Source organism: Providencia sp. PROV116 (genome assembly GCF_028482485.1).
Classification (GTDB): domain Bacteria; phylum Pseudomonadota; class Gammaproteobacteria; order Enterobacterales; family Enterobacteriaceae; genus Providencia; species Providencia rettgeri.
The window spans coordinates 14552-27817 of the sequence record NZ_JAMPQO010000004.1 but is presented as its reverse complement, the minus strand read 5'-3'; the positions used below and the strand labels follow the sequence as shown (position 1 = coordinate 27817).

Genomic DNA, 13266 nt, shown 5'->3' with positions numbered 1-13266 from the left:
TCTTCTACCCACAATCTGAATTATTTAGAGCATCCGCATTGGTGTTAAAAGATCTTTTCTTAAATTTATTTTGTGTAAATGTTTAAAGCATCGTATTGCTAAATAATATCTCAATATTAATTTTCATTGGCAGATTTAGCCAAATAGTTCCCTGCCGTGGTATGCCACGCTCTTGGGGATTGGGTGAAGCCCAGTTTTAAATATTCGGTGAGGTTACTGTCGGTGGAAAAAAATAAAATCTGGCAGTCGGCGGGGAGCTCTTCAGCGGCGAGGCGCATTAATTGGCGGTCGATGCCGTGTTTTTGATAATGAGCATCAACGGCCAGTTCGCAGATATAACAACAAGAACTAAAATCTGTTACTGTGCGGACAAAGCCGACGACTTGTTCGCCATCCCATGCACTAACCAATAAATCCGCATTATTCAGCATCGCATCTAATTGAGTAAGATTATCGGTTGGCACCATTTCCTTAAATGGAGACTGGCGAATTAACCGAATAAAATCCTCAATAGAGATAGCAAAGTTGACTTTATAGTTCAGGCGACTGGCAATAGCATCCATAGAGTTCCCCTCGTAATCAAACGATACTCTTATAGGTTTAGCCTGAAATAACGTAAATTTCCTGTTTTTTGTGGAATTTTATCATAGCCTAGCTATTCCAATTACTGCGTAAATGTCCTAAGTTAAATTCAAGGTAGTTGTGATGTTTAGCCCAACTGGGTAAATACCATAAGAATTCTATTCAACAGACAAGTGAACGAGATATGACTATGGAACTAAAGGATTATTACAGCATCATGGGTGTTAAACGCACTGATGATTTAAAAACCATTAAGACCGCGTATCGCCGTTTAGCGCGAAAATATCATCCTGACGTTAGTAAAGAACCGGATGCCGAAGCGCGCTTTAAAGAAATTGCAGAGGCTTGGGCGGTACTTGGTGACAAAGAAAAACGTGCAGAATACGATGAAATGTGGGAACACAGGAATGACCCTTATTTTAACCAAGCTAACCAAGCTAACCAAGGCCAACAAAGCCACACCTATTCCCAGCAAGGGTTTGATGCAGGTGGCTTTGATGACATTTTTTCATCGATGTTTTCTCAACGAGCACGGGGTGGCAGCACAAGACAGGCGCGCAGTCATCGTGGGCAGGATTTAGAAGTTGAATTGGCTATTTTCCTTGAAGAAAGTCAAGAGTCGCATAAGCGTACCATCAGTTATAACCTACCGGTCTATAACGCTTTTGGTTTTATCGAAAATGAAGTTCCCAAAACACTTAATGTCACTATCCCAGCAGGCGTGATTGACGGGCAACGCATCCGTTTAAAAGGGCAAGGCACTGCGGGGGAAAATGGCGGTGAAAATGGCGATTTATGGATAACCATCCGCATTGCACCACACCCATTATTTGATATCAAAGGCCATGATTTAGAAGTGGTCGTGCCGCTAGCCCCGTGGGAGGCTGCTTTAGGGACAAAAGTCACTATACCGACCTTAAAAGACCCAATTGTGATCACTGTTCCTGCTAATAGCCAAGCCGGACAAAAATTACGTATTAAAGGTAAAGGACTGAAACATAAAGGTACAGCAGGGGATCTGTATGCGATTATAAAAATCGTGATGCCAAATAGCAGTAATGCAGAAGCGGATGCGCTGTGGCAGAAATTGGCGGAGACCCAACAGAGTTTTGACCCACGTAAAAATTGGGGAGGCAAATAATGGAACAGTTCACATCATTAACCGTTATTGATTTCTGTATTCACACGGGTATTGCGGAAGAGGAATTACGGGAAATTGTCGGCCTTGGGATAGTTCAACCCATTGAAACTGCTAATGAATGGTTATTTGATGACCACGCTGTGATCATCGTAAGAAGGGCAGTGCGACTTTACCATGAGCTCGAAATTGACTGGCCGGGAATTGCAATGGCAATGAGCTTGATGGAGCAAAATGAGCGGCTTCAGCGTGAAAATGAGATGCTGCGGCTACAATTAAAACGTTTTATTGGTTAGTTAGCTAATAGTTTAATTGTTCACCACCACGAACCTTAATAAGTAAATTAGGTTTGTGGTGGTTATAATTACATCTAAAATCTAAATTATTAGTAAATTGTATTATATTTTTTTGATTAATTTGATAAAGCTAATAATTAAATAATATTTTAATGAATACGAACAACAAAAAAGCCCTTACCATCCAGTAAGGGCGTAATAACGACAACGAGATTTTTTTATTGTTAATTAAATAGTTGCGGCTTCGGCAATGAGTTTGCCAAGCTCTTGCCAGTTCTCACTATCAATAAGGTTATTGGGCACCATCCATGAACCGCCGCACACTAATACAGAAGGTAGTGCTGTGTATTCTTTTATATTTTTCACACCAATACCGCCAGTTGGCATAAATTTAACCGGGTAAACGGCGCTGAGTGCTTTGAGCATGGCAACCCCGCCAGAGGCTTCGGCTGGAAAGAATTTCAACGTGGTGAGATTAAATTCAAGGGCTTGTTCTACTAAACTTGGGTTATTCACCCCAGGAATAATAATCACGTTCTTTTGTTGGCAGTAGGCGACAATTTTGGGGTTAAAGCCTGGGCTGACGATAAAATCTACACCCGCTTCAATGGCTTGATCAACTTGCTCTGTGGTTAATACGGTACCTGCGGCAATCAGTAATTCAGGGTAGGCAGCACGCATATTTTTAATCGCTTGTACCGCGGCCGGGGTGCGGAAGGTGATTTCTGCACATGGCAGGCCATTTTCCACTAAGGCTTTTGCTAATGGCGCACCATGCTCTGCACTATTAATGGTGATAACAGGAACAACATTGAGTTTCTTAATTCTTTCAAGTAATTGATTCATGGTTAAAGCCTCTTAACATGTTTCTAAAGCAGTGGTTGGCATAGCTTTGGATGGAATAATCGCTCCCCGGTGTTGGATGACAGTTCCAGCCAGTAAATGACCTGTTTTTGCGGCTTCGCATGGGGTGCCACCTAAAATACGGCAAGCAAGGTAGCCGGCACTGAAAGAATCCCCTGCGGCAGTGGTATCAACCACATGGCTTATTTTATTGGCAGGAACTTCAATTCGTTCATTATCAATAACCACAAAACAGGCATCGGACCCGCGCTTGATCACGATTTCCTTCACACCATATTGCTGAGTACGGGCAATCGCATCGGTTTCATCAATATCACCGTAAAGCAGTTGTTCGTCATCAAAGGTCAGAAAAGCGATCTCGGTTAACGTGAGGATTTGCTGGTATACTTGTTGAGCGGCTTGTTTCGATGGCCAAAGTGCTGGGCGATAGTTATTATCAAACACAATTTTGGCACCATGCTGCTTAGCTTGTTGTAATATTTCAAATAGTAACTGACGTGAAGCGTCAGGCAAAATGGCTAGGCTGATGCCACTTAAATAGATAAATTGTTGTGAATTTAGAATTTGCTGTGTGTGTGCTTTGCTGTTCTCATCAAGCCAAAATTTTGCCGCGGCATTATCTCGCCAATAGAAAAAACGGCGCTCGCCATCAGCAGCGGTTTCGATCAAATACATCCCGGGCAAATGTTTGTCTGAAATAAACACTTCTTCAGTATTGATGCCTTCTTGCTGCCAACTATTTAGCATTTGTTGGCTGAATGGGTCTTTGCCTAAACCGGTGATATAACGGGTTGTCACACTGTGATCTTTGGTTAAACGAGACAGGTATAGTGCGGTATTTAGTGTATCCCCACCAAACGTTTGTTTATAAAGCTCACCCGATTTTTGCAACTCAACCATGCATTCGCCAATAACGGCAACCTGCGGATATGCACTCATTTTCACCACCGAATTAGTAAACTATTGCTGACTTGATAGTGCTATTAAAGCGCATTTCATTGCCAATTTCAATAAAAATGAAACGCCGTTTTAAAAATATCGAATCATCGTTCTTGTTTTTGTATGAAGAGACAATTATGCTACTCAAACTTAGGTGATATCAGTTAGTTTCGTTAATTTGGGGTATAATATTGCTATCAATTTATAGGATGCAATTTATAGGATGATGGAAAGGTAATGGATAAGACAACACAAACGGATGCCGTGTCAGCGGTAGTAAAGGTATTTAGTATTCTTAGTGCCCTTGGAGAGCAAAAGGAGATTGGCGTATCTGAATTGTCCCAACGTTTGTTGATGTCAAAAGCCACCACATTTCGTTTTTTACAAACGATGAAGCAGTTGGGTTATGTCGAACAAGAAGGTGAGGCAGATAAGTATTCACTGACCTTGAAGCTCTTCGAATTAGGTGCGAAATCCCTCGAGTATGTTGATTTAATCGAAATTGCAGATAAGGAAATGCGCCATATAGGCCAACTGACGAATGAAGCGGTGCATTTGGGTGCATTAGATGAAGACGCCATTATTTATATTCATAAAATCGACTCGAGTTATAATTTGCGCATGTATTCACGAGTTGGGCGTCGTAACCCATTGTATTGCACAGCAATCGGTAAGGTTTTACTCGCTTGGCAAGATGAACAAACGATTCGTTTGGCATTGAAAGATGAAACCTTTAGCCAAAAAACAGCAACGACGATTTTAACCTTAGAGGACTTGCTGGCGGAATTAGCCACAGTTCGTGAGTGCCATTATGCGCAGGACCGAGAAGAGCAGGAGTTAGGCCTGCGCTGCATTGCAGTACCAGTGTATGACAGGTTAGGCCATGTGATTGCAGGGTTATCGATTTCATTCCCAACTATTCGTTTTGATGAACAACGCATTGGCGATTATGTCGAATTACTGAAAACAGCCGGGCGTAATATTTCACAGAAAATGGGTTATCACCAATATCCATAATATTGGTGATATGGGCTATTTATGAATTAAGTTGTTGAGTAAATAAATCGGTATATTCAAATTCATAGGTTTGTTCTGGGTTGCCAGAGCTTATGGCCTCTGGGAAAGGTTTATTTCCCGGGCGGTCACGGGTTAAGCTCCACATTGACACCAAGTTAAGGCCATTATTTTTAGCAAATTCAGCGAGAATATTGACATCATTAAAGTTAAACATGGTGAGGTCATCATTGAGACCAATCATGGGTGTAATTTGTACATAATTATATAGTTCGTTATCGTCTATCTCTGGATATAGCGGTTTTAGTTGGTTTTTGATGCTATTGGCGGCTTTAACCGCTGCATCCCCAAGGCTCGTGATATTCGGGTCATAGTAGTCCATTGCCATCCCATTAACCTTCATCATTAAACCCGCATCAACCGATTTTTTCACGAGTGCTAAGCCTGTGCTGGTTAGCCCTGTTGGCATAGTCGGCAAGGTTAAGCTGAGGGTGATTTGTGGATTATTATCTACAATGACTTTTAAGGCAGAAAATGCATTATCAGCATCGTACAGACCATTCTCGAAATCTAAATCAATATGTGAGGCATTGAGTGTATCAATGGCTTCTTGGTAGGTGTTGATGAGTTGTTCTTGTGTTTGTACCAATGAAACATCTTGGTTAGCAGCTCCCCCAAATGAAACAGCAACTTTAACACCGCCAGCAATCAGTTCATCACACAAAGGTTTAGCCCAGCTAATTGGCATGGATGGCTGGGCTGACCATGCTGCTTTTTTATCTAATGTGGCGGTTAAAAAACCAAGAGACAGTATATCTACCCCATACTTAATAGCGGCTTGGCTATATTTTGCATTAGGCCTGCCATTTGGGTAATTTTGCCAATCATTCCAAGTTGCATCAACACTGACATCCATATAAGGACCAAAATAAGTTTTATGCATTGTATACCCTTAGTTTATTTATAAAAGGAAATTTCAGCCTATGCTCTACGGTGTAATTGATAGGACAAGGTCACTTTTATAGAAAATAGACTCTGGAACAAGAACAAAAATTATTAGTAACCTAATAGGTTATAGGTCGGTTATGATCATGGAAATGGAAGTGATTCGCTGTCGACTGCGTTCAGAAAGCTGGATCATATACTGATATTTGCTTATTCGCCTACCTCCACTTTTTATCTAGGAGCTGGCGCTTTGCCTTCTTTCAAATTTGTATTACCCCAATTAGCAGAGACGCTTAGATTGCCATTTGCATCATCATATGCTGTGTAAACACCCTTTTTGAGATTAATATTTCATCTTCGCATTGCCATAAAAACAACCAACAGATTTAAAATAAACCCATAATGGAACTAATTAATTATTCTGATTTGTTTTGAAGTTGAGCTTATATACTTGGACAAAATTGAAGAGGATAACAAGGTTGAAAAGTAACAGAAATTAATGGGTTGATGTGGGGGATGGTTGGTGAAAAAACACCCTTAGTATTCGGATAAGCCAATAACAACGATGTATCAATCAATTGATTTAATAACTCATGTAAATTACTTATTTGAATATTAAGGTTTTTATAAATTTCACTTATTATTATTCAACATTCAGTGTTGCTGCTGACATATAATATTCGCTTATGGACACAGCAGGAAATTGATATGTTTAAAAAGGTTATTGTTATTATTTTTCTTTGTTTCACTTCTTATGGCTTTGCCAGCGACTTTACATTTAAAGAAAAGTCACCCGCTGATCGCGAGTTTGATAAAGACTACCAAGGAATTAAAGAATTACAGGCACAACAAAAGTTTGTCTTTGATCCCAAAAAGAAACTTTCTCAAGAAGAACAAAGTTATCAAGCGTTGTTAGAACAGCGAAATGCAGATGAAAACGCGTTTCCACAGCGTTTTAATGTGTGTGATGTTAACCCGACGGGAGCAGGGTGCCCTAATTCAATGGCTTGGATGAATGACCGCGAGCAAATGAAAAAAATGCTGGAGCAAGCAGGTCGCCCTTATTAATTATTTGTTTGTGTGTTGACTCTAAGGGAGCATAGCCCCCTTAGAGATCACATTATACAGATTCAGGGAATGTTAAGGTTGCACCGGGAGCTTCACGGCTTAAATGTATGAAATTCATATGTTTTTCATATTGGTCGAGAATATCACTGATCACTTGTTCTTTAGTGTAATCCATTAAATCATTCCCTTGCGAACCTTCCCATAAGAAAGTTTCTAAGCGGTAATAATGGGATTTTCCTGAACGTGCGCGATAGGTAAAACCAGGAACCGAATAGCGCTGAGGCCATACTTGGTAAATAAAGCTTTGTTCTTCGCCAAGGTCGACCGTTAACTCTAAATGGTCTAATCGCTCATCAGCAATCGGTGGTAAGGTGTTAAATTCCACTTTTGCTCCCCTTAAACTGAGCTCTTTTGCCACTTCTTGCATGGCTGGAATACAGACTAAATCAAGCATTCGCTGGGTATACGTTGTTCCAGGGAAATTCATCACTCGTCCCAAACGCTGTTTCCAATTGAGTGTTCCATTGCCATACAGTGGTGCTGGCGCATTGGTATTTAACGAACTAACTCGTCTAAAGTCCTCAACTTTTAATGACTTATATAGCCCTGCCATAATAAAGAAGATAACAAAACTAAATGGTAAGCCCATGATCACTGTCGTATTTTGTAACGCAGCGACGCCATCTGTCATTAACATCCCTAAGGTGAGTAAACCAATCGCGACAGACCAAAAAATCCGCAACCAATTGGGCGCATCGTTGTTAATATCACTGAGTTTTGAGGTGAAATTGCCTAACACCAAAGAACCGGAGTCCGCAGAGGTGACATAAAACAACAACCCAGTAATTGTGGCGACGGAAGCGGTTAGGCCAAAGCCGGGGTAAAGCTCAAGTAGTGAATAGAAGCCTTTTTCGGGTGCGTCGAGCACGGTTTTAGCAAGTTCGCTATTACCGTGAATGATTTCATACAATGCACTATTACCAAAAATAGATAACCACAATAGTGTGAAAACAAACGGAATAATTAAAGTGCCAATCACAAATTGTCTAATCGTTCGACCGCGAGATATACGCGCGAGGAATAAGCCAACAAATGGCGACCATGCGACCCACCAAGCCCAGAAAAACAGCGTCCAGCTATTCATCCAATCGGTTGGGCGATCAAAGGCAAAGCTGTTGAGAGTCATCCCCATAAAGCGATTGATATAGTCCCCTACATTCAGTACTAAGGCATTAAGTAAGAACTCGGTATCTCCGACAAATAAGATAAATAAAATCAAGCCAAGTGCCAAAAGCACATTGAGCTCTGATAACACGCGAATACCTTTATTTACCCCTGATGTAGCGGAGATCACTGCCATAATCACCGACAGCAGAATCAATCCACTTTGCACGGGAAGCCCTTGGGGTAAATCGAATAATACTTTGAGTCCATAATTTAACTGAACAACACCGATCCCCAGAGTTGTTGCGATACCGAAAATCGTCCCTAGTACCGCAGCAATATCCACGGTGTGGCCAATCGGGCCGTCAATCCGTTTGCCAAAAATAGGATAAAGTGCGGAGCGAATGGTTAACGGCAAGTTATAACGATAACTGAAATAACCCAGTGCAATCCCCATTAAGGCATACATAGACCAGCCCGTTAGGCCATAGTGGAACAGGGTCCACACCATCGCCTGACGAGCTGCTTCTAAGGTTTCGCCTTCACCCGTTGGCGGCAGCATGTATTGAGTGACCGGCTCAGCGACAGAGAAAAACATTAAATCGATACCAATTCCTGCGGCGAATAGCATCGCAGACCAACTTAGTACGCTAAATTCAGGTTTAGATTGCTCGGGGCCGAGCTTGATATTACCAAAGCGCGAGGTGGCAACGAAAATGACGAAAACAATATACAGCGTCGCTGCTAACAAGTAATACCAACCAAAGGTTTTGGATACCCACCCAAGGGCGGCAACGATCCACTGATTTGCTGTTTCGGTCAACAAGATGGTGAAAAAAGAAAACGCCAGAATAAGGCCGGCGGAAGTAAAAAAAACCACAGAATTCAATTTATCCTTCTGCTTATTTTTTGGACTATTTTGAGTTGTCATTGGTAGTTCCACATTTTTATTTATTTAACAGGTTAAAATTACTTTCTAAGCTAACTAATTGATTTATCAGCTAAGATTTGATTTTTGTTATCCTCTCCTTTATGCTAATTGTGAACGAATTGTTGTAAACAATAGTTAATATTGATTGAACATTCAATTAAAAAAACGTTTAATACAAGGGATCAATGTATTTTTTAGGTTCAAATACCATGCCGAAGATAGGAATGCAGTCGATACGTAAACAGCAGTTAATCCAAGCCACGTTGGCAGTGATTAATGAAGTTGGAATGCAGGAAGCCAGTTTTGTGTTAATTGCCCGTAAAGCCGGAGTTTCTACAGGAATTATTAGTCATTATTTTCGTGATAAAAATGGCTTACTTGAAGCCACTATGCGCCATATTCAATATCAATTGGGGTTTGCGGTAGCAATACGCCTACGCATGTTAGCTGGGGCGGAGCCAAAATTACGCATTCAAGCGATTGTTGAAGGTAACTTCGACCCAACGCAAACCAGTGAGGCGGCGATGAAAACATGGTTAGCCTTCTGGGCTAGCAGTATGCATCAACCAAATTTAAACCGTTTACAGCAGGTCAATGACCGGCGTTTGTATTCAAATTTAAGTTATGAGTTTGGGCGAGTGTTAAGCAAAGCGGATGCGCGGATGGCTGCGAAGGGACTAGCTGCTTTAATTGATGGCTTATGGTTACGGAGTGCTTTGAGTAATGAGCAATTTCCTGTTAAGGATGCACTCAAGATCACCAACGAGTATATCGATATGCAACTGAAACGTGCAGAGGTTATCGGAACCTAATGACCAATTCAGAGGAGATAATATGCAACATCCACCGATACATAAGCTTTATATTCATGGTGGCTATGTCGACAGTTCACAACCTGAATGCGGGCAATTTCCTGCAGTCAACCCTGCAAATGGTGAAACTATCGCGCATTTGCAGTCTGCAACGCTTGAAGATATCCAATGGGCGGTAGAAAGCGCCAAACAAGGCCAGAAAGTATGGGCGGCAATGACCGCAATAGAACGTTCACGTATTTTACGCCGTGCGGTGGATATCTTACGGGAACGTAACGACGAACTGGCTTACCTCGAAACGCTTGATACGGGGAAACCACTTTCTGAAACTCGTTATGTAGATATCGTTACAGGGGCGGATGTCCTTGAATATTATGCAGGGTTAATCCCTATGTTAGAAGGGCAGCAGATCCCTCTGCGTGATAGCGCGTTTGCCTATACTCGTCGTGAACCGCTTGGGGTAGTGGCAGGGATTGGCGCATGGAATTACCCCATCCAAATCGCGTTATGGAAATCTGCACCTGCTCTGGCAGCTGGTAATGCTATGGTATTCAAACCCAGTGAAGTCACTTCGTTAACGGCCTTAAAGTTAGCTGAAATCTATACGGAAGCGGGCGTGCCTGCAGGAGTATTTAATGTGGTGACTGGGCAAGGCGGTGAAGTGGGCCAATGGTTAACAGAGCACCCTGATATTGCCAAAGTTTCATTCACAGGGGGGATCGCAACGGGTAAAAAAGTGATGGCGAATGCGTCAGCCTCTTCATTAAAAGAGGTGACGATGGAACTAGGTGGTAAATCACCTCTCATTATTTTTGATGATGCAGACTTAGATAAAGCCGCGGATATTGCCATGATGGCGAATTTTTATAGTTCAGGCCAAGTGTGTACCAATGGAACAAGGGTTTTTGTTCCTGAATCGCTTAAATCGCAGTTTGAAGACAAGATCATTGAGCGTGTAGCTCGGATTAACATAGGTTCACCTGTTGACGAAAATACTAACTTTGGGCCATTAGTCAGCTTTGCTCATATGGAAAATGTATTGCGTTATATTGCGTTAGGTAAACAGCAAGGCGCGAAACTATTGTGTGGTGGTGAACGCTTAATGGAAGGTGATTTTGCGCAAGGTGCGTATGTTGCACCAACGGTATTCACCGATTGCCATGATGAAATGCAGATCACGCAGGAAGAAATTTTTGGTCCTGTCATGAGTATTTTGAGTTATCAATCAGAAGATGAAGTGATTGCTCGTGCAAACAATAGCGTATATGGGCTTGCAGCTGGGGTCGTGACACAAGATTTAACGCGTGCACATCGGGTTATCCATCAATTAGAAGCAGGAATTTGTTGGATTAATACATGGGGTGAATCACCTGCTCAAATGCCTGTGGGCGGATATAAGCATTCCGGCGTTGGTCGTGAAAATGGCATTATGACGCTACAAAATTACACGCAAATCAAATCTATCCAAGTAGAACTCGGGGAGTTTTCATCCGTATTTTAATCACATCATTTTAATTTGACTGAAACAGAGGAGATAACAATGGTCTATGACTATATTATTATCGGTGCTGGTTCAGCCGGTAACGTTCTTGCTACCCGCCTGACAGAAGATCCTGATGTTACTGTGCTGCTCCTTGAAGCAGGTGGACCGGATTATCGGTTCGATTTTCGCACACAAATGCCAGCGGCATTAGCGTACCCATTACAAGGGCGACGTTATAATTGGGCTTATGAAACTGACCCTGAACCGCATATGAATAACCGCCGCATGGAGTGTGGACGTGGAAAGGGGCTTGGTGGCTCATCATTGATTAATGGGATGTGTTACATCCGAGGGAATGCTCTAGACTTTGACGGTTGGGCAGAGGCGCCCGGGTTAGAAGACTGGCGTTATCTCGATTGTTTACCTTATTTTAGAAAAGCGGAAACACGTGATATTGGCCCTAATGATTACCACGGTGGAGATGGCCCCGTTAGTGTGACCACACCGAAGAATGGCAATAATGTGTTATTCCATGCGATGGTTGAAGCTGGTGTACAAGCAGGATATCCGCAAACAGATGATTTAAATGGGGTTCAGCAGGAAGGGTTTGGTCCGATGGATCGCACAGTCACACCACAAGGGCGACGTGCTAGCACCGCAAGAGGGTATTTGGACCAAGCGAAAAGGCGAAGAAATATCACCATTGTGACACATGCGACAACAGATACCATTGAGTTTGAAGGGAAAAAAGCGGTTGGTGTGAAGTATTACCAAGGCCAGAGCACGGTACCTACGGTGGTGAAAGCCCGTAAAGAAGTATTATTGTGCGCTGGGGCGATAGCATCACCGCAAATCTTGCAGCGCTCTGGCGTGGGGCCTGAAGATGTTTTAGCTGAATTTAATATTTCGCCTGTCCATGTTTTACCCGGTGTTGGGCAAAACCTGCAAGATCACCTTGAAATGTATTTGCAGTATGAATGCAAACAGCCTGTTTCATTATATCCTGCATTAAAATGGATTAATCAGCCCAAAATCGGTGCTGAATGGCTATTTCAAGGCACTGGAATTGGGGCAAGTAACCAATTTGAAGCCGGTGGATTTATTCGTACCAGTGAAAAATTTGCATGGCCAAATATTCAATTCCACTTTTTGCCTGTGGCGATTAACTACAATGGTAGTAATGCAGTCAATCAGCATGGTTTTCAAGCTCATGTGGGCTCAATGCGCTCGCCTAGTCGAGGTCGTGTTCGCTTAAAATCTTTAGACCCAAGGCAACATCCGAGCATTTTGTTTAATTACATGTCATCGGAACAGGATTGGGAAGAGTTCCGTGCTGCTATTCGTATTACCCGTGAAATTATGGCTCAGCCTGCACTTGACCCATATCGCGGAGAGGAAATAAGCCCTGGAAAACAGATTAGTACGGATGAAGAGCTAGACGCATTTGTCCGCGAGAGAGCAGAAACCGCTTTTCACCCATGCGGAACCTGTAAAATGGGTCATGATGATATGGCGGTAGTTGATGGCGCAGGGCGAGTTCACGGTATTGAAAATTTACGGGTTATCGATGCATCGATTATGCCGTTGATTATTACGGGGAATTTAAATGCAACGACCATCATGATCGCGGAGAAAATTGCCGATAAAATTCGAAACCGTCCTCCATTACCTACAAGTGATGCAGATTATTATGTTGCAGGTGATAGGCCAGTGAGAAAACAGCCATTACGAGATTAGTTTATTCACTCAATTTTTAAATACAAAGCGATTGATATTCATATCAGTCGCTTTTTTTATGTGATTAAAGAATAAAGGTAAGTCAATTAACACCAATAACACTAATGATAATGCAAATGATATTTATTATGATCTTGATCATTATTATCATTGGTGTATATTCCAAGGCTTAATAATATTCACAAGGGAAATGAGTACGTAACCATTCAATAAATAAGGTTTTTCGAACTAGTTACATCTATGGCATAGCACTTAAATTTACTTTAAATGCATAAATGGAAAAGTATAAAAAA

12 protein-coding genes are annotated in these 13266 nt (G+C 41.9%); 7 read left to right on the top strand and 5 right to left on the bottom strand.

Features of this window, described 5'->3' with window-relative positions; all coding sequences use genetic code 11:
- Positions 1 to 116 precede the first annotated feature (116 nt).
- A complete protein-coding gene (locus PSE72_RS04225) occupies positions 117 to 563 on the bottom strand; it encodes a GNAT family N-acetyltransferase (protein ID WP_115167440.1) in 447 nt (148 codons plus the stop codon).
- A gap of 209 nt (positions 564 to 772) precedes the next feature.
- On the opposite strand from PSE72_RS04225, the gene cbpA reads away from it, so the two are divergent.
- Positions 773 to 1723 (top strand): curved DNA-binding protein, encoded by a 951-nt coding sequence (gene cbpA / locus PSE72_RS04220; protein WP_115167439.1) that lies wholly within the window; start codon positions 773 to 775, stop codon positions 1721 to 1723.
- Positions 1723 to 2016, top strand: coding sequence for a chaperone modulator CbpM (locus PSE72_RS04215; RefSeq protein WP_004910002.1), 294 nt, complete (start codon positions 1723 to 1725; stop codon positions 2014 to 2016). The genes cbpA and PSE72_RS04215 overlap by 1 nt, the downstream gene beginning before the upstream one ends.
- 228 nt (positions 2017 to 2244) lie before the next feature.
- On the opposite strand, the gene PSE72_RS04210 is transcribed toward PSE72_RS04215, so the two are convergent.
- Positions 2245 to 2862 (bottom strand): bifunctional 4-hydroxy-2-oxoglutarate aldolase/2-dehydro-3-deoxy-phosphogluconate aldolase, encoded by a 618-nt coding sequence (locus tag PSE72_RS04210; protein ID WP_115167438.1) that lies wholly within the window; start codon positions 2860 to 2862, stop codon positions 2245 to 2247.
- Positions 2863 to 2874: 12 nt separating this feature from the next.
- The gene (locus tag PSE72_RS04205; protein ID WP_115167437.1) at positions 2875 to 3819 is read right to left on the bottom strand and encodes a sugar kinase; all 945 of its coding nucleotides are present in this window, start codon (positions 3817 to 3819) and stop codon (positions 2875 to 2877) included.
- 237 nt (positions 3820 to 4056) lie between these two features.
- Between PSE72_RS04205 and kdgR the strand changes: the two genes are divergently transcribed.
- A complete protein-coding gene (gene kdgR / locus PSE72_RS04200) occupies positions 4057 to 4836 on the top strand; it encodes a DNA-binding transcriptional regulator KdgR (RefSeq protein WP_198641256.1) in 780 nt (259 codons plus the stop codon).
- 19 nt (positions 4837 to 4855) lie between these two features.
- On the opposite strand, the gene PSE72_RS04195 is transcribed toward kdgR, so the two are convergent.
- Positions 4856 to 5776 carry a chitinase gene (locus tag PSE72_RS04195; RefSeq protein WP_115167435.1) on the bottom strand — a complete coding sequence of 307 codons (921 nt, stop codon included), beginning with the start codon at positions 5774 to 5776 and terminating at the stop codon, positions 4856 to 4858.
- Between the two features lie 710 nt (positions 5777 to 6486).
- Between PSE72_RS04195 and PSE72_RS04190 the strand changes: the two genes are divergently transcribed.
- A complete protein-coding gene (locus PSE72_RS04190; protein ID WP_232800765.1) occupies positions 6487 to 6846 on the top strand; it encodes a hypothetical protein in 360 nt (119 codons plus the stop codon).
- A gap of 52 nt (positions 6847 to 6898) precedes the next feature.
- Here PSE72_RS04190 and PSE72_RS04185 read toward each other — a convergent pair whose 3' ends face one another.
- Positions 6899 to 8941: a choline transporter gene (locus tag PSE72_RS04185; RefSeq protein WP_115167433.1), complete on the bottom strand. Its 2043-nt coding sequence runs from the start codon at positions 8939 to 8941 to the stop codon at positions 6899 to 6901.
- Positions 8942 to 9150: 209 nt separating this feature from the next.
- Here PSE72_RS04185 and betI point away from each other — a divergent pair, with 209 nt between their 5' ends.
- From betI to betA, 3 genes are read left to right on the top strand one after another with little or no spacing between them, the layout of a single operon-like run.
- Positions 9151 to 9753 (top strand): transcriptional regulator BetI, encoded by a 603-nt coding sequence (gene betI / locus PSE72_RS04180; protein ID WP_042851798.1) that lies wholly within the window; start codon positions 9151 to 9153, stop codon positions 9751 to 9753.
- 22 nt (positions 9754 to 9775) lie between these two features.
- On the top strand, positions 9776 to 11254 hold the full coding sequence (gene betB, locus PSE72_RS04175; RefSeq protein ID WP_115167432.1) for a betaine-aldehyde dehydrogenase: 1479 nt from the start codon (positions 9776 to 9778) through the stop codon (positions 11252 to 11254).
- A 39-nt stretch (positions 11255 to 11293) separates the two neighbouring features.
- Entirely contained in the window at positions 11294 to 12973 is a 1680-nt protein-coding gene (gene betA / locus PSE72_RS04170) for a choline dehydrogenase (RefSeq protein ID WP_115167431.1), read from the top strand.
- Positions 12974 to 13266 lie beyond the last annotated feature (293 nt).